At 41.3% G+C, this 23,626-nt stretch carries 20 protein-coding genes; 5 read left to right on the top strand and 15 right to left on the bottom strand.

Translation table 11 applies throughout. From position 1 onward, the window contains the following. Positions 1 to 88: 88 nt before the first annotated feature. The 3 genes from WC743_RS18115 to map form a co-directional block, all read right to left on the bottom strand. Positions 89 to 1,180: a FecR family protein gene (locus tag WC743_RS18115; protein WP_373014189.1), complete on the bottom strand. Its 1,092-nt coding sequence runs from the start codon at positions 1,178 to 1,180 to the stop codon at positions 89 to 91. 114 nt (positions 1,181 to 1,294) lie between these two features. Continuing rightward, positions 1,295 to 1,867 (bottom strand): RNA polymerase sigma factor, encoded by a 573-nt coding sequence (locus WC743_RS18110; RefSeq protein ID WP_373014187.1) that lies wholly within the window; start codon positions 1,865 to 1,867, stop codon positions 1,295 to 1,297. 269 nt (positions 1,868 to 2,136) lie between these two features. Beyond that, positions 2,137 to 2,898 carry a type I methionyl aminopeptidase gene (map, locus tag WC743_RS18105; protein ID WP_373014185.1) on the bottom strand — a complete coding sequence of 254 codons (762 nt, stop codon included), beginning with the start codon at positions 2,896 to 2,898 and terminating at the stop codon, positions 2,137 to 2,139. Positions 2,899 to 3,011: 113 nt separating this feature from the next. Here map and WC743_RS18100 point away from each other — a divergent pair, with 113 nt between their 5' ends. Together WC743_RS18100 and WC743_RS18095 are read left to right on the top strand one after the other, a co-directional pair. Next, positions 3,012 to 3,863, top strand: a complete 852-nt coding sequence (locus WC743_RS18100; protein ID WP_373014183.1) for a helix-turn-helix domain-containing protein — start codon at positions 3,012 to 3,014, stop codon at positions 3,861 to 3,863. A gap of 288 nt (positions 3,864 to 4,151) precedes the next feature. Then, on the top strand, positions 4,152 to 5,027 hold the full coding sequence (locus tag WC743_RS18095) for an alpha/beta fold hydrolase (RefSeq protein WP_373014181.1): 876 nt from the start codon (positions 4,152 to 4,154) through the stop codon (positions 5,025 to 5,027). A gap of 133 nt (positions 5,028 to 5,160) precedes the next feature. On the opposite strand, the gene WC743_RS18090 is transcribed toward WC743_RS18095, so the two are convergent. From WC743_RS18090 to WC743_RS18065, 6 genes are all read right to left on the bottom strand, one after another. Continuing rightward, a complete protein-coding gene (locus WC743_RS18090; RefSeq protein WP_373014179.1) occupies positions 5,161 to 6,243 on the bottom strand; it encodes an NAD(P)H-dependent flavin oxidoreductase in 1,083 nt (360 codons plus the stop codon). Between the two features lie 4 nt (positions 6,244 to 6,247). Continuing rightward, positions 6,248 to 6,625 (bottom strand): nuclear transport factor 2 family protein, encoded by a 378-nt coding sequence (locus WC743_RS18085; protein WP_373014177.1) that lies wholly within the window; start codon positions 6,623 to 6,625, stop codon positions 6,248 to 6,250. A gap of 56 nt (positions 6,626 to 6,681) precedes the next feature. Continuing rightward, entirely contained in the window at positions 6,682 to 7,428 is a 747-nt protein-coding gene (locus WC743_RS18080) for an SDR family NAD(P)-dependent oxidoreductase (RefSeq protein ID WP_373014175.1), read from the bottom strand. Positions 7,429 to 7,451: 23 nt separating this feature from the next. Then, a complete protein-coding gene (locus WC743_RS18075; protein ID WP_373014173.1) occupies positions 7,452 to 7,673 on the bottom strand; it encodes a 4-oxalocrotonate tautomerase family protein in 222 nt (73 codons plus the stop codon). A 10-nt stretch (positions 7,674 to 7,683) separates the two neighbouring features. Then, positions 7,684 to 8,220: a YceI family protein gene (locus WC743_RS18070; protein WP_373014171.1), complete on the bottom strand. Its 537-nt coding sequence runs from the start codon at positions 8,218 to 8,220 to the stop codon at positions 7,684 to 7,686. A 91-nt stretch (positions 8,221 to 8,311) separates the two neighbouring features. After that, on the bottom strand, positions 8,312 to 8,890 hold the full coding sequence (locus WC743_RS18065) for a Crp/Fnr family transcriptional regulator (protein WP_373014169.1): 579 nt from the start codon (positions 8,888 to 8,890) through the stop codon (positions 8,312 to 8,314). 233 nt (positions 8,891 to 9,123) lie between these two features. Here WC743_RS18065 and WC743_RS18060 point away from each other — a divergent pair, with 233 nt between their 5' ends. Genes WC743_RS18060 through WC743_RS18050 form a run of 3 tightly spaced genes read left to right on the top strand, consistent with a single transcriptional unit; the run spans position 9,124 to position 10,342 of the window. Next, positions 9,124 to 9,576: an SRPBCC domain-containing protein gene (locus WC743_RS18060; protein WP_373014167.1), complete on the top strand. Its 453-nt coding sequence runs from the start codon at positions 9,124 to 9,126 to the stop codon at positions 9,574 to 9,576. Further along, entirely contained in the window at positions 9,557 to 9,880 is a 324-nt protein-coding gene (locus tag WC743_RS18055; RefSeq protein WP_373014165.1) for an ArsR/SmtB family transcription factor, read from the top strand. The genes WC743_RS18060 and WC743_RS18055 overlap by 20 nt, the downstream gene beginning before the upstream one ends. Positions 9,881 to 9,892: 12 nt before the next feature. After that, on the top strand, positions 9,893 to 10,342 hold the full coding sequence (locus tag WC743_RS18050; RefSeq protein ID WP_373014163.1) for an SRPBCC domain-containing protein: 450 nt from the start codon (positions 9,893 to 9,895) through the stop codon (positions 10,340 to 10,342). A gap of 72 nt (positions 10,343 to 10,414) precedes the next feature. Here the strand turns inward: WC743_RS18050 and WC743_RS18045 are convergent, their stop codons facing one another. The 6 genes from WC743_RS18045 to WC743_RS18020 form a co-directional block, all read right to left on the bottom strand. Next, positions 10,415 to 12,580 carry a glycoside hydrolase family 3 N-terminal domain-containing protein gene (locus WC743_RS18045; protein WP_373014161.1) on the bottom strand — a complete coding sequence of 722 codons (2,166 nt, stop codon included), beginning with the start codon at positions 12,578 to 12,580 and terminating at the stop codon, positions 10,415 to 10,417. 20 nt (positions 12,581 to 12,600) lie between these two features. Beyond that, a complete protein-coding gene (locus WC743_RS18040) occupies positions 12,601 to 13,947 on the bottom strand; it encodes a vanadium-dependent haloperoxidase (protein WP_373014159.1) in 1,347 nt (448 codons plus the stop codon). Continuing rightward, a complete protein-coding gene (locus tag WC743_RS18035) occupies positions 13,944 to 17,258 on the bottom strand; it encodes a VCBS repeat-containing protein (protein ID WP_373014157.1) in 3,315 nt (1,104 codons plus the stop codon). Before WC743_RS18035 ends, WC743_RS18040 begins: the two co-directional genes overlap by 4 nt. Before the next feature lie 111 nt (positions 17,259 to 17,369). Further along, positions 17,370 to 18,965 (bottom strand): SusD/RagB family nutrient-binding outer membrane lipoprotein, encoded by a 1,596-nt coding sequence (locus WC743_RS18030; RefSeq protein ID WP_373014155.1) that lies wholly within the window; start codon positions 18,963 to 18,965, stop codon positions 17,370 to 17,372. A gap of 4 nt (positions 18,966 to 18,969) precedes the next feature. Then, entirely contained in the window at positions 18,970 to 22,305 is a 3,336-nt protein-coding gene (locus tag WC743_RS18025) for a SusC/RagA family TonB-linked outer membrane protein (protein WP_373014153.1), read from the bottom strand. Positions 22,306 to 22,512: 207 nt separating this feature from the next. Continuing rightward, the gene (locus WC743_RS18020) at positions 22,513 to 23,625 is read right to left on the bottom strand and encodes a FecR family protein (RefSeq protein ID WP_373014151.1); all 1,113 of its coding nucleotides are present in this window, start codon (positions 23,623 to 23,625) and stop codon (positions 22,513 to 22,515) included. Position 23,626: the final 1 nt, after the last annotated feature.

Raw genomic sequence — 23,626 nt, 5'->3', positions numbered from 1 at the left:
GCAAATATTACCGGTCTTTTTTTAGGGTGGGATTATCTATGTACTTTTTCTTTTCATACTTGTGGGCTTTTGTGGTTTTATAATCAGGTTATTTATTAGTCGGTGTGTCTTCTTCAATAATTATCCGGCCGTCTGCGAACCTATATTTCGCGTTCACTGCCCGGCAGATCAGCTCTACCTTTTCATTAAGCGGATGTTCCGCCAATAACGCGGTTATTCTTAGATCGCCAAGTTTTTGCTTGTTATACTCGATTTGAATACCATAGGCTTCATTTAGTTTGCTAATGACAGTGCTAAACTGAATGTTGGTAAAATTCAATTCCTTAACAGCCACTTCTTTTGAAAGTAATAATGGATGGATTAGCGTGTCTTTTTTAAATTGCAGGGCATTCCGTTTGTAGGTAACTTGCTGATTTGGCGAAAGGGCAATAACAACATCTTTTTTCTCGGCTGCCGGCTTAGTCTTCTGATCGTAAACCCACACTTTCCCGGTATTTACTATAACCCTGAACTCTGCAGCATTTTTAAATGCCTTAACAGTAAAACTTGTTCCTAAAACGCGGGTGATCATATTTTGACTGTGTACCAGAAACGGGTGTTTGTGGTCTTTGTGAACTTCAAAAAAAGCCTCGCCTTGCAGATAAACATTTCTTTCCTCCCCTTTAAAGGCAGAAGGGAATTGTATTTCAGACCCCGGGGTCAGCACCGCCAGGCTCCCATCGTTCATCAGCACCAATTTCGATTTATTACTTGTGTTACTGATTTTCACCTGGTTGTTTAACACATCTTTGGTAATAAGATCATCAGATTTAGTCAGTGTTTGGTAAGAGATAAACCCGATAGTTATAAAAATCAGAAAGATAGCTGCTGTTTTGAACCATTGACGCTGATAAATTTTGATCATGGGCACCTGCCTTTCCGGTATTTGACGGAAAGCCTGGTCTTGAATTAGGTTTACCCTCAGGTTTATCTCGGTATCCGATAGCTGATCCTCAAGCGGTTTCACGTTTATCGAAATAAGAATAGCGCGGGCCTTTTCTATTAAAGTTCTTTTTTCCGGATGCTCTGACAAAAATGTTGTCCAAAAGGCATTGCCTTCGGCTTTTTCGTTCAATATCCAGTCAATAAAAGAATCATCCTGCAGAAAATCTTCAATTTCGTAATTGTCGTAATTGGCCATGAAACTCTATTTACAATGGGTTTATACTAACAATATTCAAAAACCGATAAAATGTACCCCTGGAAAAGGTGAAAAGAAGTAATTAAATTTATTTTTTTTGTAGAAAACTGATTGTCAGTTAATTAATTTACAGCAGGGGAGGAAAATAAGTAGGGGGATCCACTCTGCCCGGAAATTTTTATAAGACTTCTGCAATAAATTACGTAACGATTGGTTGCTGATTCCCATGATTTCTGAAATCTGGTTAAGAGTTAAACCCTCATAAAATCTCAAATACATGATTTCTTGCTGACGGGGCGGCAGGGCATTCAGGATATTTTTTACTTTTACAGATAAGTCATTTATTTCTAAATCATTAATGATTTTTGATTCAATATTGAATTCAACTGAAAAATTATACTCATCGGAAAGTTCTTCATTTTTAGTCCATTTAGATTGATCCCGGAATACCCTCAACCGGACAGCCTTGAACAGGTACCATTTTACTGATGGCGTTGAACTGATTTTTTCTTTTCTGTTCCACAATTCATAAAAAACTTCCTGGATGCAGTCCATCAAAAATTCACGATCCTGGCAAAAACGACGGCCATAATTAAACAGCGGCTTATAGTGCCTGTTAACTAATTGCGTATAAGCAGGCTGATTGCCGGCCCGGAAGAGCTCCCATAATTCTGAATCTTCCATCATTAGAACTGTTTCGTTATCCAACCCGTTACTCTGCTAATCATGTTTGTAATCGGACTAATATACAAAATAGCCGCATTACGTATAACCCGTTATATAAATGGGTGCATAGGTTTCAGAATTTATGATCGCGCATAATTGCCGGTTTGCCCACAAATACAGGACCGCACGCTATTATCAGTTCGCCCAGGCCGGTTTAAACGCGCCTCGTTCTTTTCGTAAAAAGAGTCGTTTCAGCAGTTCCCGGCAACCACGGCGGTGTACAGCTCCCTTTATATTCCATTCGCTGCTGTCAAAATTATTGGTTTGCCGGACGTTATCAATATGGTGTGTTCGTGTTGGGCAACAAATCCGCCTTTATTGCCTACAAAAGCCCAACCATCTGACGCCGTTTCAATAAATGTAGACTTAGTGGAGATAAATGTTTCAATAGCAACAACAGAATCCTTTCTAAATCGCCTCAATTTATCATAACGGTCGTAATAATTCATTATCCCATCAGGCTCTTCATGTAAACTTCGCCCAACCCCATGGCCACCTAAATCTCGTATAACGGTATATCCCGCTTTTTTAGCTTTGGTTTCTATCAGTTTCCCAATATCAGAAATTCTTACTCCCCCGCTAATTTGAGAAATCGCATCAAGCAATATTTCTTTTGAAGTATCTATCAAATGTTGTACCTCCTGAATATCTTCTCCAACAACAAATGAGCATCCATTATCAGACCAAAAGCCACCTAGTTCTGCGGATACATCAATGTTAATGATGTCCCCATTTTTTAGATTGACTTTGTCTGAAGGAACGCCATGAGCAAACTCTTTGTTAACGCTAATGCAACTATAACCAGGGAAACCATAGGTTTCGAATGGGGCAGACCTTGCACCAAGGGCCTCTAATAATTGTCTTCCGTATTCGTCTATGTCTTTTGTGGACATGCCTATCCGGGCATACACTCTCATTTTTTGTAAGGTAAGCGCAACTGCCTCACTCACTCTCTTTATGCCCTGCAGCTCTTCTTCCGTTTTTATCAGCATAAATTAATATCATTCGGTTTTGCGCAAAGCTAGGGGTATTTAAACTGTACGCATAGTAAATATTAGACATGGTATAATTCTCCGGCCATTAGCATTTCCCGTAAATTTGCGATATGCCAATAAATTATCTGAAGAAGATACAATTAGGGGAATTTAATGAGGACGGCTATAGAATTAGCCCTTCAAAAGAGATTGAATCTGTTATCGAGGGATTTTATGTTTTCTCCAGAGACCCAAAGAATAATACACATCTTATTTTCAATGATGGGTTTCCCGTGCTTGTGTTTTTGCAAATTTGTGAAGACACAGTGGCGGTAACAGGGGGAAACGATGCATTCGAAATTAAAGCTGTATGGGCAAGTGCCGGCTCAATTAAGAATGTTTATGTAAAATACAATGATAATACAGAACAGGTTTTTATAGTTCGTTTCCATCCGGGTGCTTTCTATCAGTTGTTTGGTTTAAACGCTCAGTATTTCAGATATAACCCAGTTACCCCATTTGAATACATTGCTAAGAACAATAACTTCAGTATAGAAGAGTTTTTTGAATGCAATTCTATTGACGAAAAGGTAGCATTTGTCGGAGCATACGTTCAGAGTTCTTTTACGGAGATCAACACTCCTGAAACCTTACATAAAACATTGGATTATATCCATAAAATAAAAGGGAAAAGCACTGTACGTAATGTGACCAATGATGCCGGCGTAAACTACAAGTGGCTGGAAAGGAGTTTTGTAAAGAATATTGGACTTTTGCCCAAAGAGTACATTCAGCTCCAACGCTTTATTCATGCGTACCTTGAACTGGTTGGAAGTGAAGATGTAGATTTGATGCGCATCGCAATATCAAACGGGTACTACGATTCAAACCACTTTCTAAAAGATTTTAAAGCCTATACCGGGAAAACACCATTAGAATACCTGAAGTTTCAATTACAGCCTGATCTCTATCAAATAAGTTGATGTTAGTAGTATGCTATTCTAAGTAAATCATTCGACCCCGGCGCTGGGTACATTTGGGTTCGAGTCCCTTCTTCCGCACATTTGGGTTCGAGCTAGGTCATTTAGATAAAAGAGTCACGAGTATGCCGTGCTCCGGGCAGTGCCCTACTCAAATTATATCGTCTTTTATAGTGGTTGTTATTTGTCGCTATTCACCCTCATTTTGTCGTTTTTACACAGCGTAAAATCCTGAAATGCCTTCCATCTTTGTATTGTCAATAAAATCAAAATAATCTAAAACAACGTTTTATGAAAAGAGTATTTAAAGGATCTAAGGTCCTCAAACCGGTACTATTAATCGCTGTTCTATTTTTTACAGTATTTCAGTCTAACGGGCAACAGCTTAAACCTGCCGACAGTGGCTATGCGCCCGTTAATGGCATTAAAGTTTACTACGAAGTATATGGTGAGGGTAGGCCTCTCGTTTTGCTTCATGGTGCTTTTTATACAATTCAGATGAACTGGGCGCAATTAATACCTGAATTGTCAAAAACAAGAAAGGTAATTGCCATTGAATTGCAGGGGCATGGACACACGCCGTTTTCAGACAGAAAATTAGACATTGTTACCCTGGCAAGTGATGTGGAAGGAGTAATGAATTTTTTAAAAGTTGATAGTGCTGATGTTGCAGGATATAGTATGGGTGGTTCCATAGCTTACCAGTTGGCAGTAAAAAGCCCTAAACGGGTAAGAAAATTAGTGATCATTTCTTCTACCTACAAAACCAGTGGCTGGCTGCCCGTAGTAAATAATGGGTTTAAAGGTTTTAAGCCTGAATTTTTTAACAATACTCCTATAAAGGTGGCATATGATGCGGTAGCGCCTGACAAAACAAAATGGACAAAGTTCATTGAACAAATGATTGTTTTTGCCGGGGTGCCCTTTAATGTGGGTGATGCCAATATTGCGAAAATTGCTTCGCCGGTATTGCTTATATCGGGCGACAATGATGGCCTGGACAAAGTGGAATTGATGAAAACGTACCAGTTACTGGGAGGTGGCGTATCTGCTGATTTGGAGCCAATGCCGAAATCGCAATTGGCCATTGTTCCTTCGCAGGGGCATGTCAGCCTAATGATGCAGACGAAAACAATATTAGATTATCTGGATGGCTTTTTAAAGTAAACATAATCGTATTTGGTATTAAAAGATGCTTCGATCGCTAAACGCTTCAAATCCTCAAAAAAGCGGTTCGGGATTTGTCCTGTTACGCCTAACCCATATCGCCATGCGCAAAATGTGCAATCCTTGACAGTTTTTATTTCTCTGAAGAATCGAATATATCTTGCGTTTCGGTTATCAGCGTTTTCATGAGCTCTGTTGCTTTGGTATGTTTTAAATTAACCGCATTTTGCCCCGACCAAAAATTAATCATATCTGTTTTACCCTGGGCCAGTGCCGCTGCTCTCAACGGGCCCATTAAACGGGTTTGAAGTGGAAATGGCAGAACCTCGGTTTCGTAATTAACTTCTTCCGAGATCCTATTGCGGATCATTCTGCCCATGCGGCCGGTTAATGATTTGGATAGTATGGTGTATTTAGATTCATCAGAAAAAAGCCTCTCTTTATGAACAGTTGTGGCGCCTGATTCATCGGTAACCAAAAACGCTGTTCCTATTTGTACTGCATCTGCACCTAAAGTTAGTGCGGCTGCAATACCCTTACTATCCGCAATACCGCCGGCAGCAATAACTGGTGTTTTTATTTTAGCCTTTAATTGCTGGATAAGCGCGAATGTACCTGTTAAAGAATCATGTGCAGGCCTGAGAAACGATGGCCGGTGGCCACCGGCTTCAAACCCCGCAGCAACAATGGCATCAACTTTTGCTTCTTCCAAAGCTAAGGCTTCATCAAGTGTGGTAGCTGCCCCAACGGTTTTAATGCCAAGCCTGCGGGCCTCGTCCAGTATTTCTTTTGAGGGAATACCAAATATAAAGCTGAATACGGCGGGCCTTATCTCGAAAATGGCTTCCACCTGTTTCAAAAATTTGGAAGGAATATGAGTATCCAGATCAGGTAGCGGGATACTCAGTTCATCAAAATAAGGTTTAAATAACGCCTTTACTTTTTCCAGGCTTTCGATGGGATAATTAGTTAAGCGGTCATCCACATCCGAAACCCAAAGGTTGATGTTATACGGCTTGTCTGTTTTCGCTTTTATAGCCTTATCTGCTTCCTGGATCTGTTCGGGGCTAAGGGTATAAGCTCCAAAGCTTCCCAGTCCGCCTGCATTTGATACTGCCGCCAAAAGTTCGGGGGTTGAAAAACCTCCGCCCATAGGGCCTAACAGGATTGGGTATTTGATGCCTAAAAGTGTGGTTATTGGGGTTTGGTTCCACATGGCTTTAAATACTTACATTAGTTAATAATTTATTTACAATTACCCACTCCCCGTTAATTTTGCTTAGGGAAAGCAGATCGTGATAATTAAAGTCAAACATAGGCACACGTACTTTAGCAGTAGCTATTGAGTTGATAATTTCTATCGCCAATATTTCCATACGGGATGTTTCACCCAATTCAAACGGACTTTTGCGGTTTTTAACACCATCAAGGTATTGATCCAGGCTTTTAAAATAAGGCTGCCCGTTAATATCGCCAATTACCAGTGCCTGTGGGTGGAAGGTACTGCGAAGTAGTTCTATATCCCCTTTAAATATCCCTTCAAAGTAGTTTGATAATACGGCTGCTACAGCCGTTGCATTATCTGCATAATTGCTCATCGTTTTTCTTGTTTAAGGTATGCACCGGGTATATTGTCCCTTTGCATACCTGTTTATTACCCAATGTGGTGACCAGAAACATGACCACCATCTAAATTAATGATCTCGCCGGTTACAAAATTACTACCTGCAAGGTAAAGGGCCAGTTCGGCAACATCCTGCGTTTCGCCTATACGGTTTAACAGGTGTAAACCGGCAAGGCTATCCGCATCGCTAACGCCATTTTTAGCTTGTAACGGGCTTCTGATGATACCCGGCGCTATGGCGTTCACCCTGATATTGTTTTTACCAAATTCGGCAGCCAACTGCTTTGTTAAAGCGTGGATACCACCTTTGCTGGAAATAGGCGCTGTTGCAGGGAAACCACCAATGGCATGGTCAACCAATACCGTACCAATGTTAATCACTGAACCTTCGCCTTGTTTTAGCATTTGCTTAATTGCGGCCTGGCTGGTAAAAAAAGTGCCCTTTAGGTTGATGTTTAAAAAGCTGTCCAGATGTGCTTCATCAACATCCAAAAACGGTTTTGGTTCAAATATACCGGCGTTGTTTACAAGTACGTCAACCGCGCCAAAGCGTTCAACGGCGGTATCAACAAGTAGCTGGCCTGTTGCCGGGTTGCTAATGCTGCCGGTAACCATAGCTAATTTGTCATGGTGGCCCAGTTCGTTAAAAGTTGCCGTTAAATTATCGCCATTAGCCGAGTTAATGACTACGTTATGGCCGTGTTGTAAAAATAAACCGGCAATGGCTTTGCCAATACCCGTTGATGCTCCTGTTACTATAATGGTTTGTTGTTTCATGATCTTGTTTTTAAAAATTGTTATTAAAATTGTTTTTTAGCTGTTATACCTTTTTCGCGGAGTACAGATACCTGCTCACCTGCATAACCCCAGTCATCCAGTTCAATTTCCTGTATCACCACATGGGTAAGTTTTGGGTCTTTGTCTAATACTTCGGTGATCAGCTTGGTCACTCCTGCAATAAGGGTTTGTTTTTGTTCGCGGGTAACGCCCTCACGGGTTACCTCAATTTTTACGTATGGCATGGCTTTTAAATTAAAAGGTGACTTCTGCAATTAATTTCACATCCAGTTCAAACTCGTTATAGATGAGTGTATCGCCCAGGTTGGTAAAAAAGTTACCTGAACGGAACTTCATGTCGTATTTGGTACGGTCAACCAGTATTTTGCCTGATGAGGTAATTGCATCATCTGTTATAATTACATCTGCAGCGAAGCTAACAGGGTGGGTGATACCTTTAATGGTTAAATCACCACTTATCTGATATTTACCATTGTCGATATTATCAGCATGGGTAATAGTAAATGAGGCTTCGGGGAAACTGTCTGAAGCGAAAAAATCTTCAGAAAAGAGGTGGCCTGCAAATTGAGCGTTGGTAGCCTGATCGGTAATATCCAGTATTTTAATAGAGGTAGTGTCAATGATAAAATTTCCGCCGAAGAGCTTGCCATTATCAAGAACAAGTGTGCCTGTTTTAATGGAGATGGTACCATTATGAGCGCCGGTCACTTTTTTGCCGGTCCAATCGATGTTGCTTTGTGTGCTTACAACTTTAAAATTTTTAGTTTTCATTTCTTTATGTATCAATCGTTAATGATTTGATAGCACAAAGGACGGCAGGAAATTTCAGGTACCTACGTGATGTACATCACATTCGGCAGGGCTATTTATGGGAGTGATAAAGCCTGCTTAACGTTTCCCGTGAAACGCCAAGATAGGCGGCTATGAGGTGTTTGGGCACCAGGTTATAAAGCTGTGGATATAATGACAGCAACTCTTCATACCTGGCTTTGGTATCATTATTCATAAATGACAGCAGCCTTTTTTGCGAAGCCAGGTACCCTCGGTTTGTACGCCAGCGGAAAAAGTGTTCGGCCTGGTGCAACTCGCTGCAAATTTTTTCCCGGTCATGATTGGAAAGGCAAAGCACTTCTGCATCGGTGATACAATCTATACTGATAGTAGCCCTGGTATGGTTGTATAAAGCGCCATAATCCGAGGTCCACCAGGTGGGCATAGCAAATTGCAGAATGTACATTTTAATCTCGTCATTAATGAAAAAAGCTTTTAAACAGCCGGAGATCACAAAGTATTCGTTATCTACTTTATCACCCTCGCTAATTACTACCTGGCCTTTTTTGTAAGACTGCGGCTTAAAGTGCGAAAAAAGATAATCGAACTGCTCATCGGTTAGTGTAGCTGTTTTGGCAATGTGCTGTTTTAATATTTCTTTCGTTTCCATTTGCCCTGCCTGAAGTGCTTGTAATATAGCATGCCTGTAATACTACTATAATCCAAAAAAAAGGAATGGCTATAGTGAACATGTTTGTTATAGTTTATAAATATACTAACGAATATGAGTACAGTTCAAAATGATTATAAGTGCATTGCAGTTATTTAAGTGATTTTTTTTGAAATAAATTTGCGTAACCCAAAAGTTACCTATACATTTGAGTAACTTCAAAGTTACATATTATGAAAAAAAGCATTAATCACCAATTTTTCTTCCCTCATCCTCCTGAGACGGTTTGGGAATACCTTACAAAACCTGAACTGATGGAGCAATGGCTCATGAAAAATGATTTTCAGCCCATTGTAGGGCTCGACTTTCAATTCAGAACAGGCCCGATATCCAGCCTCAATTTTGATGGCATCTTTTACTGTAAAGTATTAGAGATCGTTCCCTTTAAAAAACTTTCCTATTCATGGAAGAGCGGCCCGGGTGAGGGTAAGATCACGCTGGATTCGGTAGTGATATGGAAACTGGAACCAAAGGATAAGGGCACCGAGGTTTTCTTAGAACACAGTGGTTTCTCGAAAAAAGAAAACCTGGATTTTTACAATGGTTTGCTGCATGGCTGGGTGGAGAAACTCCAAAACATCGACAAACTTTTAAACACTGCACAAAATGGCCGTACCAACGCTTGACGTATTCCAGGTAATAGGAGATCCCAGCAGACGGAAAATGCTGATGCTGCTCTCCGCCGATAGTTTGACTATCAACAGCCTGGCAGATAATTTCGACATGAGCCGTCCTGCCGTTTCAAAGCACATTAAAATATTGCATAACGCAGGATTTATCTCTATCCAGGATATTGGCAGGGAACGGTATTGCACGCTGAAAAAGGATGGCTTTGAAGAACTGCAAGCCTGGATCTCTTACTTTGACGAGTTCTGGGCATCGAAACTGAAAAAGTTAGAAACTTTATTAAATAACAAATTACCCAACTAAAAAAGTAATAAAATGGCAACTCCCGATTTTAACACAACCTTTTTGGTAGAGCAAACCCCTAACGAGGTATTCAATGCTGTCAATAACGTTCGCGGATGGTGGTCTGAAAGAATTGACGGCGGTACAAACCAGCTGAACGATGAGTTTACCTACCAGCGCTGGGACCTTCACAAGTGTACCATGAAATTAATAGAGGTTATACCAGACAAAAAAATTGTTTGGCTGGTTTTGGACAACTATTTCAGTTTTACGGAAGACAAGACAGAGTGGATCGGTACAAAGATCAGCTTTGATATTTCTGAAAAGGATGGGAAAACGCAACTTCATTTCACCCACTGGGGCCTGGTTCCGGCATATGAATGTTATGATATTTGTTTTGATGCCTGGAGCAGCTATATCAAAGGTAGTTTGCAAAGCCTTATCACTACAGGTAAAGGCCAGCCTAACCCCAAAGTGGAATAAACTCACTAAGGGCGGCAGACTTTCCGGCTTGGCTGAAAGGCTTGCAAGACTAAAAAACAGCTTTCTGATCGTTTACTTGATTTGAAAACTTGAGATCAATTTTTCGTCGGCTGATGAACTACCCAGAACCAATTGATAGGTGCCGGGATAGATCTTCCACTTGTGGTTTTTAATGTCCCATTTTTGAAGCTCATCTACAGGAATTTTTATTGATACTTTTTCAGTGCCATTTTTTGGGACGGAAACTCTTTTAAAAGCTTTTAACTCCTTAAGCGGCATACGGTCAATATCCGGGTATTTAATGTATGCCTGTACAACCTCGTCGCCATCAACACTGCCCGCGTTTTTAACGGCAACGGTTACTGCTATGGTGTCTTTAAAGGTATACTGTTTTTTGGGCGTTACATCAGCATTGTAGTTGAAGGTAGTATAGCTTAAGCCAAAGCCAAAAGGATACTGCACCTGGCCTTTAAAATAGCGGTAGGTGCGGTTGTTCATACTGTAGCTGTTATAAGGGGGGAGGTCATTAACAGAGTTATAAAATGTAAGTGGCAAACGCCCGGAAGGGTTCACTTTCCCAAATACAATGTCGGCAAGTGCATTGCCACCTTGTTCGCCGGGATACCAGGCATATAAAATGGCATCTGCGTATTCTGCTATAGCAGCTACATCAACATCACTGCCTGCTGTAATTACAGCTATAATGGGCTTCTTCTTAACCCCTTTTCGCAAAGCTTTCATAAAGGCTATCTCGCTTGCAGGCAAGCTTAAGTTCTTTTTGTCACCGCCGTTCTCGGCCAGGAAAGCATCGCCGGCTTCGCCTTCCAGTACGGGTGATAGGCCTAAAACCGCGATAGTGAGGTCGGCATTGCCTGCACCCCAAATACCACCAAAATGCGTGGTATCGCGATAATCGCAACCCAGGTCATACTCCACCCTTGTTGCAGGGTCTACAGCGCCGGTTATCCCTTCAACAAAATTGACTACTTTACTACTAACTCCATGATAACTGCCCAGCATGGCATCTAACGATGCCGCGTTTGGCCCAAGTACCATTATGGCAGGGTAGTTGGCCTCTTTCAATGGCAAAATATTGTTGTTATTTTTCAGGAGCACCATGCTTTGTTGCGCAGCCTTACGGGCCAGCGCAATATGTTGAGTTGAGTGAATGCTGTCTGCCCCGTAAGTGGCATAAGGACTTTTAGCGGCCTCATCAAAAAATCCTAATTTAAACTGCGTTTTCAGTAAACGGCCAAGGGCTGTGTCTACTTCTTTTTCGGTTAACAGCTTTTGTTGCACGGCCTTAATAACGTCGCCCTGCAAAACTGATGAGCAATCCAGATCAATGCCGGCTTTAATAGCAGCGGCGGCGGTTTGGGTTGCGTTTGGGATAGTTTTATGGGTTAAAAAAACATCATCTAATGCACCGCAATCTGTTACCACGTGGCCTTTAAATCCCCATTCTTTTCTCAACACATCTGATATGAGGTGTTTATTAACGGAGTTTGGAATGCCGTTTACCCGGTTATAGGCTGTCATGATAGATTCAACGCCCGAGTTAACTAATTTGTGAAAAGCATACATGTACGTTTCGCGCAGGTCTTTTTCATCAACAATGGCATCAAAATAATCACGGGTTGCCTCGGGGCCGCTGTGGGCCACAAAATGTTTGGCGGCCGAAGCGGTTTTTAAATGAAGTGGGTCATTACCCTGCAGGCCTTTAACAAATGCGACGCCTATCCGGGAGGTCAGGTAAGGGTCTTCGCCATAAGTTTCCTGCCCCCGCCCCCATCTTGGGTCGCGAAAGATATTAATGTTTGGGGTCCAGAAGGTAAGTCCCATGTATTGCAGGTGGCGATCTTTTGCTATAGATAAGTTATATTTCGCCCTCGCCTCGGTTGATATCACGTCTGATACTGATTGGATAAGATCCGGGTTAAAAGTGGCCGCTAAACCAATAGCCTGCGGGAAAACAGTTGCTTCGCCTGCGCGTGCCACACCATGTAAACCTTCGTTCCACCAGTTGTAAGCAGGGATGCCTAACCTTGGCACAGCCTGGCTACGGTAGCCTAATAAGGATACTTTTTCTGCCAGTGTTAATTTTGATAACAAGTCTTTTACCCGCGTATCTATATCCAAAGAAGCGTTTTTGTAGGATTGTTGTGCAAACGTTGTACTGCTTATCAAAAAAATTGAAAGGAATAATAAGGATACTTTTTTGGCGAGGAGGTGTTTCATTTTTCTTAGTGCTTAATTAACTATTTGCGTAGCGGCTCGATGCCCGCTTTTTTTATTTTGTAAAGGATGCCTGCTGCAATCTGCTTTCCTTGTTTATTGCCTTTTTCTATACTCTCCATATAATGGATGCCGCCGTAAAAACGTGACATGGAAGCTTCGGCGGCTGCTTCTCTAAACGATTTAAAGTTACGCTGGCCACTACCAAACGGGATCTCGGTATTATCAGTATAAGCAAAATTGTCACCCAGAAAGTAAGTGAGCAGTTCGGCCGAGGCATTAGATATTACCGCATGCCCGCTGGTATACTCAGGAAAAGGAGGTGTTTGCAATAACGGCTGCCATTTTACATCCATATACTTATTTATAAACGTTTCGGGGCGGATACGATTGCTCGTAAATTTCTCTTCCCAGCAGCTTATAAAGGCATCCATGAGGGTGATACCTTCTAACGAGATGAGCATAATAGATTCATCAAACCCAAGATTAGCTTGTTTAGCCACCAGCGCGGTAATGTGCATCCAGTGCCCGCCCGGACTTATTTTTTTGTAGCCGATAGCCATATGGCCGGATGTTGTTACCGCAAACGGGTTGCAATCCCAAAAAAGCGCCTGATTTATTTGCTCGGGGGTTAAGTGTTTTGAAGCATCATAAACCGCTTTTACCTGGCCATAAAATGCTGATGTACTGTCTTTGCTGAAAGGTATTAACGGTGTTGGTTTGTATTGCGTGGCAGAGTCTATAACCAATGTACGGATGGTTTTCCAGTTAGGTTCAACGGCTTCCATATATGCGGGCGGCGTTGGGTACCACTTTCCGTCCTCTTTTAAAGGGGTATAGCGCCTAAGGGCACTTAGCTGGCTGTAATGGTCAGACTTTGAAAAAGCTACTATCGCAGCAGAAGCCATTTCGGCCACTTTTACGGAGTTGGTAATTATATTTTGATCTACCCCGTTTTTTTGAAGCAACCGGATAAAGGCTTCTTCATCATCACTGAGCATAAAACCTGACGGGAGCAAAAGTTTGGCGGTTTCCAGTATGCTGTAATAAGCCGCAATTTTGTAATCGTATTTTATAGTAAGATCCGTTAAACTATTATTGGGCAAGTAACTTTTAACAAAGCTGTTTAAGGCAGGGATTTTTTTATTGTTGACCGAAACAATATCATAAGCGCCAAGCATGCAATACGCGTAATAGCGGGCTGCTACCGGCGGGCTCACAACATCATGCACCATTACCATAGTTACTGCATTAACTGCGTGGTTTATTTGCAGGTAATTGGGGTAGGGTGTTCTTTTAGTGCTTTGCGCCTGGCAATATTGGCATGCAAATACAAAAAAGATAATAAGGGACTGTTTTAAAATTTTCATTCTTTATAAAACTTTAAAGGGCCGTCACTTACGCCTATCAGTAAATAGGGCGCTTTATTTATCTGTAATTCCAAAGCTGCTTTTACATCGCCTGTAATGGATAAGCCTGACACGGGCTGATCTACATAAGTAAACCCACCTTTTCCATCGCCTTTTAACAAACATCCGTAATTGGCATCTATACTTCCCAGCTTAAGGCGATTGTCGGCATGGTTGCCTAAGAGCAAGATATCAGTTTTGCCATCCTGGTCAAAATCTTTGGTTAGTATTTGACTAACCGGTGCAAACTGTGCCTGTATTGGTAATGCCGAAACTATAAACTTTCCGTTTTGATTGATGAAGAGCGTTGTTTTAGTTTCGTTAATACTTAGTTTAGCGGCTGTGCTCAATTCCTCAGAGGTAAATACTTCTGAGATAGAAGCATCGGCATAGGCTTTATAAGAGGCGAACCGTCTGCGCATGGGGTAGATCTGCTCATTCAGTTCATCACGGCTTACAAATGGGTAGCTTTTGCCCTGGGTGTAAAAATTAAAGAAAGGGTCAATTGAACCATTCTTGTCAAAATCGGCAAAGTATAGTTCGGCAGGTTCGTTTTCTGATGCATGGAATTGGACGTTTTGGCCCAGGTTACCGGCTATCAGATCAGGTTTGCCATCGCCATTTACATCGGCAAATGATATTTTAAACCAAAAGCCTTTTTGAGGGGTACCAAAGTAATCCGGTGTTTTATCCTGAAAGCCGTTTTTTGTATTCAGTAACACAGTTATCGGCATAAATTCACCACATATAACTAAATCTTTACGGCCGTCACCGTCAAGGTCTATCCATTGCGCATCGGTTACCATACCCGCTTTCCTGAACGGGATAGTTGCGGAAGTAAACTTACCTTTGCCGTCATTTACCAGCAAATAACTTTCGGGCGGAAGAGGGTATTGCCCCGGAATAACCCTGCCGCCTACAAAAAGGTCAAGGTCACCATCGCCATCAAAGTCGCACGGCTTTACACACGATTTGCTATTGGCGTTTAATACCGGTAAAGCCATAGGGGACAGTACAAAACGGCCATTACCCTCATTTATGTATAATTCGTCCTGCAAAACGGCAGTGTTGGGCTCATAGGTTGAATAACCGCCTTTTGCAATATACAAGTCGGGTTTGCCATCGCCGTTTGCATCAAAGAATTCGGCGGCTGAAGTTGTACCGATGTTATCATTACTGCCACGTATAATATCTACCATTTGGAACTTGCTACCGCTTTGCTGCAGGTAAATTTTACCAGGCCCGTTATTATCACCGCTGATGAAAAGGTCTTCCAGGCTGTCACCGTTCACATCTGCTTTTGTGATAACCGGTGCCGTGCGTGAGTACATGAAAAGCATTAATAATTGGCGCTTAAAATCGTTCAGGGTGATCTCTTCGGGCTTAAAATTTATGAATGCGGGTGCTGTTGTAAATATGGGCTTTACTGTTTTTGCCGTTACATTATACAATTTTTCTTTTGGTTGATACCTGATGGTAAGGAGCTGATTAGCCTTTACTTTTGTAAGCAGCTGACTTGACTGATCAGGCCAGATGATACGTGCCGAATCAACTTCGTTACTATTGCCCAATCCAAAGTTTAAAGTGGTTGATACGCATGACAAATATCCCCGGTTAGGGTTTACTTCCTGGTACTGTGTGTTTTGCCCGGTGTATATATAAGCCTTTGCGCCTACAGCATTGGTGTTTTTGCCGGTGCCTTGTAGTTTTACCGCCAGATACGATGTGTTCCCGTTATCGCGAGCGGTGTTCTGATAGATAAATGCCGGTTGGTTAATATTGTTTACAACGAGGTCAAGGTCGCCATCATTATCTAAATCAACATAAATAGCACTGCTGGAGATGCTTTGCTGATTTAATCCCCACTCGGCCTGTTTTTGGGTAAAGGTAAGGTTATGGTCGTTTTTAAAAGCATAGTTAGCCAGGGCGGTAGATGGCATAGCCGAGATCAGATCCATCAACAGAAAGGGCTCGGCGGCCATTGCCTTTTTAATTTTATAATCACCCCAATAGCGTAAAAAATCTTTGTTGGTGTAATCTCTCAGGTAACCGTTGCTTACAAATATGTCTTTATAACCATCGTTATCAAGGTCGGCCAGGAGCGGGCACCAGCTCCAGTCGGTGTTTGCTAAACCAGCTAACTGTGCAATCTCGCTAAAAGTACCATCGCCATTGTTTAGCTGCAGCATATTACGCATATATTGGTTGTAAAGCCCCTGGTTTTGCATCAATGCAAATGATTCATAATTCTCCTGTAATTGCAGCGATTTTTGCCTGTGGTTGCTTTCGGGCATCATATCCAGGGTAATAATATCAGGCAGGCCGTCATTGTTAAAATCGGCAATGTCGGCACCCATCGAAAAGTGCGACATGTGCCTCAGCATGTCTTTTGAACGTTCGGCAAAATTGCCGTCGTGGGTGTTTATGTATATATAATCGGGTTCGTTATAGTCGTTTGTTACGTAGATGTCTGCCCAGCCATCCTTATTAATATCGGCAATGGCAATGCCCAGGCCAAATGTAAGCGGGTTTTGAATAATACCGGCTGTTTTAGATACATCAGTAAAGTGGTTGTCGTCATTCCGGAAAAGTTTATTGCCGGCCAGTTGGTCGGTTTCGTTTTTGTAACGCGCCAGTTCCATATTGTCAATCTTTTTAATGTTATGATTGAGCAGGAACATATCCAGATCACCGTCATTATCATAATCAAAAAAAGCAGCCTGTGTGCTGTATCCCGGGTCGGCTAAGCCATAGGCTTTTGCCTCTTCTGTAAATTTGTTATTTCCTTTGTTAATGAATAATTGATTACTACGGGTTTCGTTATCAGTTTTGCCCGAGTAGCAGACATAAATATCAAGCAGGCCATCACCATTTACATCGGCCATGGTAACGCCGGTTTTCCAGCCGTTTGACCGGCCTTCAAGGTAAGTTGATGCCTCTTTTGTAATGTCTTTAAATTTTAACCCACCCAGGTTGAGGTAAAGTTTATTGGGTTTCATGTTTGCGGTGAACATCAGATCGGGCAGGCCATCGTTATTGATATCGCCGGTTGCAACGCCGCCGCCATTGTAAAAATACTCGTATGATAGTACGTTAAGCGATTCTTTCTCTACAATATCATTGCTGAATTTTATACCGGTTTGTGCAGCCGGCAAAAGCTTAAAAAGCGGTTGCTGTGCAAAAGATGATGTAAGAACAAAACAAACCTCAACAATGCATATAACAGCGGCTTTATAGGCTGTCTTGAAAAAGTATCTATCAAATAGGGCCATAAGTTTTTGTTGATACTTATAATAAATAATTAGGTGTTGCAGATAAGATAAGTAAGAACAAAGAATTATAAAAAAGGAGACATTTCGTCTCCTTTTTTATAATGGGTATGATTATTTATCCCACCAAACTCTGGTGCTAAAGTTGTCTCCACCCATACTAGACACAGCCGCCTGGTAGTTTGTACCATTGGTTTGTGGTAAAGTAACCGGGTAAGGCATTCTTCTTGGTAAACCACCTGATACGTATTGCCCCGGATAGGTAACAGGAGTTAATACCGGGAACCCGGATCTTCTCCAGTTAGCAAATGTTTCATTAAAGTTAAATGTTGTTGAGGTAACGACATAATACTCCAGGTTAATTTGCTGTAATGCTGTTGCAGGTAAAAGCGGATGAGCAGCAACGTAAAGTGCAATATCTGCATCGCTAACAACTGCTACCGGAGTTGCATTCATTAACGCAAGAGACCTCATATCGGCTGCTAAAGCGTTTGCAAAATGTGTTGCCGCAACGCCTGTATTCCAGCCTTTTGAAGCTGCCTCTGCCAATAATAGTTCAGATTCTCCGTAAGTGTATATCATATTTACCGCATTACGGTCATCGTAAACCCTAAGGCGTGGGCGAGAATACTTACCAAGCGGTGCAGGTGCATCAGTACCGGTTGCCGCAGGGGTAGCACCAGGATAGCCAGGAGCTTTAGATATATCGGTACTGCCGTTAAGCAGGTCATAGCCGTTAGGCATACCTAATTGTAAACTTGCGGTATTGTCTCCGGCTGTATTCCTGTCTTCATTAGCAGCTTTACCATTACCAACAGTTATTTCGGCTATAGCAGATATACGCGGATCATTAGTTGATTTTAATAAATCAATTAATGTTTTACCCCAGCGTACTTCCCTGAAATCATCAGTTACCAACAACGCGTTTGAGTTGGAATTTGAATTACCGTTAGCGTTATCAGTAAGTACTTTTGCATTATCGGCAACACTTGTCATAGTGCCACCTGCAAAAGCTTTTTCAGCGTACTTTTGGGCGGTTGCCGCGTCAGCTTTTGTTAAACGCATAGCAACTTTCAACATTAATGAGTAGGCTAAACGTTTCCATTTTGAAATGTCGCCGCCATAAAATAAATCTGATGTCGGGCCTGCTTTTGAGGCATCCAGAGCCGAAGCGGCTGCATCTAACTGACTTAACATAGCGGTATAAATATCTTGCTGTTTGTCAAATACAGGCGTAAATATCCCGCTTTTTGCCTGGCCTTCTTCAGAGTAGGGAGCATCACCATACAAATCTGTAATGCGTTGCATAAACAACACGCGCATAATGGTTCCGCAATTGTCAAGGTTAGCGAATTCCGGTTTGTCTTTTACCAGGTTCTTCATTTCGTCAACAAGGGTAAGCGCACTGTATCCTGCATTCCAGGTACGGTTATAGTAACCAATTCCGCTACCACCAAGCACATATTTATCACCATTGCTATAATAGCTAAATGTTGATGCCAGTGATTGGGTCCACATGCTCTGAAAAAGCAATTGATCATAGCCTGTTTGAGAAAAGTTCATCTGAGCCTGAGAAACCAAATAATTAGGGTTGATAAGATCAGCAGTAGTTTTATTGGGGTTGGTGTTTATCTCATCAAAATTCTTGGTACAGCCCGCCATAAATATAGATCCCGCTATAATGCAGCTGTATATATATCGTTTTTTCATTTCGTTAGTTTTTAAATTTAAAGTTGACGTTTAAACCATATGTCCTGGCGAAAGGCAGGCTTGTGCCTTCAATACCTGCATACCTTACATCATTTGAGAAACCTGATTCCGGATCAATGTTGTCAGTATGTTTCATAATAGTCCAAAGGTTACGTGCAACTGCCGATACGCCTATGCTGCTGAACGGAGTGCCTCTTAGCATTGATGCATTGAAAGTATAACCTAAACTAACCTGGCGTAATTTTATAAAGCTGCCGTCTAATACGTTTAAAGTAGATATTCTGCGGGCCAAAGCCTGGTAATAAGTTTGTGCAGGAACATTTACTGTATTATCAGCACCGGTGCTTGTAACACCATCGCCAACAACACCGGTTTCGCGGCCATCAAGCGTTATTTTGTTTAAGCCTCTGAAAATGCTGTAATAGTTTGTTGCAGAAAGCACTTTGTTGCCAAAACGGTAGTCAACCAGGAATGAAAGGTTGAATTGTTTGTAGTTGAAATTGTTATTTAAACCACCATAAACATTAGGGATAGTTGAACCCATTGGTTTAAGATCACCTTGTACTGGTAAACCGCTGTCATCATAAACAATACTGCCATTTGCACTACGCTGGTAATCGTATGCTAAAATTTGCGGGCCAGGTAAACCGGCAACTAACGCAAGGTTAGCATTTAACGGGCGGTAAGTTCCGAAGGCAATATTTGAATTGGTTACCCCGTCTGTTTGAATGATCTTATTTTTAACGTAGGTAAAGTTGAATGATGGGGTCCAGCTAAAGTCTGAGGTTTTAACGGGGGTGCCATGTATTTCAACTTCAACACCGCGGTTTTGGGTTGAACCGGTAGCGATATACCTGTTGTTATAACCAGTAGAATAATCAATAGTAGCGTTAATGATCTCGTTATGTGTACGACGAGAGAAGTAAGCAACGTCAAAACCTAACCTATCGCCCCAGAATTTCATTTCCAAACCAGCTTCAAGTTCTTTTAAAGTATATGGTTTTAAGAAAAGATTTGGCAATTGCGTACTGATGCCGGCAGCAGGTATACCATTGATAGAGTTGTTGATGTTGTAATAAACCTGGTTAGCGTAAGCATCAGGGTCACCACTGGTTTGTGAATATGATAATCTTACTTTACCTAGATCCATACCAGTAACCGGGTATAATTCAGAGAATATAAAGCTACCTGAAACTGATGGTGAAAATATACCGCGACCTACAGCGTTTGAAATGCTGCTATAAGCATCATAACGGCCGGTTGTGCTTACTACCAGGAAGTTTTTGATAGAAAAATCTGCTGAGTAATAGGCAGAGTTTACTTGTTTTACCGATGGCTTGTTATCATCTCTTAACGGCCCGCTATCGCGAGAAGCAAAGTTAGTTAAACTATAAAAATAAGGAATGGTAAAACCACCGTTACCTCCGTTAATGAAATAACCGCCAAAGTTTGATTTACGGATGTTACCACCAACTGATAGGTCTAAGTTTAACAGATCTTTAACAAGGTCATGCTTTGCATTGATCAAAACGTCAGTATTAAACTCTGTTGTTTGGGTGTTCAGATATCTCATTGTACCATTATCATTACGATATGCGGTACCTGTTGGTTCAATATTAGTCCTGTCGTCGTTAATGTTATCATAACCCACACGGCCTTGTAAGTAAAGCCATTTTGTGAAATCATATTTTGCAGAAAGCGAAGTAATTAAACGCTTGCGTTTTATATTGTTTACAAAATAGTTGGCTGCAAAATAAGGGTTAGTTACATATGTGTCATCTGTAAAGGTGAGCTCTGTACCATCGGCTTTAATGCCTGGAGAAAGCAACCTCTGGTCCTGGTTAGGGGCTAAAAGCTGTCCGTTGTTGGGGTTACCCGGGCCATCACTTAAGCTTGATCTGTTTTTAGAATTTTCAATAACATAGTTAGCTACTACGTTAATGTTAAGTTTACTGGTAACATTCTGGTTGCCATTAAAGTTAAAAGTTTTTCTGTCAAGGTAGCTGTTTGGCACCATTGAGTTTGCGCGGAGGTCTGAAACAGACAAACGGAAAGCACCGTTTTGATTGCCGCCTGTAAACGAAGCAGTATTAGTAAAGCTTGGAGCTGTACGGTAAAAAGAAATATAGTTGTTTTTTACCGGCGAGTACGGATGCATAGCACCATCTAACTGCATTACATCAGAACCATCCATTTTAGAACCCCATGCCAAACTTCCTGATGCGATTGCAGAAGAAAGTGTAGTTGGTTTTACGCCTTGTATGCCCTGGCCATAAACCTGTTGAAAATCTGTATTATCTACAGGTTTATCAAATTGCACGTTGGTATTAAATTCAACACCAAAAGCAGTGTTTTTCTTACCTGTTTTAGTAGTGATCAATATAACACCGTTTGCGGCCCTTGAACCGTAAAGCGCTGATGCCGACTGGCCTTTTAATACAGTCATTGATTCAATATCGTCAGGGTTGATGTTAGAGATACCATCACCATAATCAGCACCACCCCATTCGCCCGATGCACCACGCTGGGTGTTATCCATAGGTACGCCGTTTATAACGTATAATGGGCTACCCGCTGTAAAGCTGGTTAAACCACGTAACAATACCCTTGCAGATGAGCCCGGGCCACCGTTTGCAGCACCAACACTTAAACCCGCTACGCGGCCTTCAAGCGAAAGTACAACGTTTGATTCTTTTGCTTTATTAAGTTGATCGCCGCCAACGGTAGATACAGAATAGCCTAACTTTTTTTGCTCTTTTGTTATACCCAAAGCGGTAACAACAACTTCGGTAAGGCCTTTACTTGCTGTTGCCAGTTTAACCGAAATAGTGGTTTTGCCGGCTGTTGAAACTTCCTGTGTTTCGTATCCTAAAAATGAAAATACCAGTATGGCATTATCAGGCGCATTAATAGAGAATGAGCCATTAGAGTCTGTTACTGTACCAGTAGTTGTGCCTTTAACCTTTACGGTTACGCCGGGTAAACCCAAGCCATTTTCATCAACAACATTACCGGTAATAACTGCAGCATTAACAATTTCGTTTTTAGTAGTAATAACGATCAGGTTATTTTCAAGCTGCGTAAATTTAAGATCGGTCCCCTCAAGTAAGCGGGTAAGAACTTCGCTAACGTCGCGGTTCTCCACATTGATGGATACCTTTTTTGTTGCAGATAGTTTACGCTCGCTAAAAACGAAGTGGTAGTTGGTTTGCTTTTGAATAGCCGCAATAACCTTTGTAAAATCCGCAGACTTAAGGTTAATGGTTACTTTTTGCTGAGAGTATACATTGGCTACGGATTGTAGAGTAAATGTTACTATTAAAATAAGTGTCAATTTCATTATTAATATAGACTTTAATAGCCAATATTTATCTCTTACACCCTTAGGGTGTTTAAAATATTCCATACTTTTACTTAATTAAAAGGTGACTTGAATAAATAGCAATGTTCTGTTCGAGAGAACATTGCGTTAATTATCTAACAGATTTTCATCTTTGCGGGGATTACACTTGTAGTCCCCGTTTCTTTGGGGGTCGTTAAGTCTTTTTCAATCCATAGGCACTCTCAAATCAATTACAGGTTTAAAAATATATACGGTTCCATTTTCTTGCTTGTAAGTAAAAGGTTCTATCATTTGCAGGGCCTTAAGGGCCTGGTAAATGCTTTCTTTATCAAAAACACCGGTAAAACGATACTTTTCCACGTTACTGTTTTTAAACTTTATTTTAATACCATACCAGCGTTCCATCTGGTTAGCTATATCTTTAAATTCTTCGTCTTTAAAAACTAACCTATTGTTTACCCATGAAGTCTCAACCACAGCAGTATCGTTAGATCTTAGATAAGTAAGGGTAGTTAATGCATAACTGGTATTTACACTGTCGTGATTTAATACCACCTTACTCTTTTTATTACTTACGCCCTTCACAGGAGTGCTCCTGATTACTAATTTTTCGTTCGGTTTCAATATGATCCTGTCAGATGGCCTGTCTGTAAGTGTAACCTCTATTGCACCTCTTATCAGTGACGTTTCGCTGGCTACATCATTGGCATATGACTTTATATTGAATGCAGTGCCTAAAACTCGTACCCTCATTTTACCGGTGTGCACAATAAACGGATGCTGGTGATCTTTTTTAACATCAAAAAAAGCTTCACCATCCAGATACACTTCTCTTGTTTTGCCTTTGAACTCGGGTGGATATTTAAGTCGTGTTTCTGAGTTTAAGGTAACAACTGTGCCATCACTCAAAACTATCTTAGATTTAACGCGGCTTGGCGTTTTGATCAGTTCAAGTTTTGCGTTATTGTTTAGATCCGGTTGCCGATTAAAGTAAAAGAACAAGCCCGTGCCCAGGGCTACTATTAATATGGCTGCTATACTTATGAGTATAGTGAGTGTTTTAACTTTAGAGCGCTTGGTATTTGTTGCTTCGCCTCCTTCTTCCGGTAAAGTGATCTTACTTCTTATCTGCTGAAACATCAAATCGGAATTCGAATATTGTTCCTGATCCTGTACCCAATAAGTCTTAAAAAAATTATACTGCAGCTTATTAAGTTCGTTATCTTCAAGCAGGTAATTAAACTCTTCTTGTTCTTTCGGATCGAGCTCGTCTGTAAGTATTGTTGTAAGAAGCTGAATAAATCTATCGTTAACCATG

Source organism: Mucilaginibacter sp. (assembly GCF_041660805.1).
GTDB lineage: Bacteria > Bacteroidota > Bacteroidia > Sphingobacteriales > Sphingobacteriaceae > Mucilaginibacter.
Note: the sequence above shows the minus strand (reverse complement) of the source record. Positions and strands in the feature narration are given on the sequence as shown.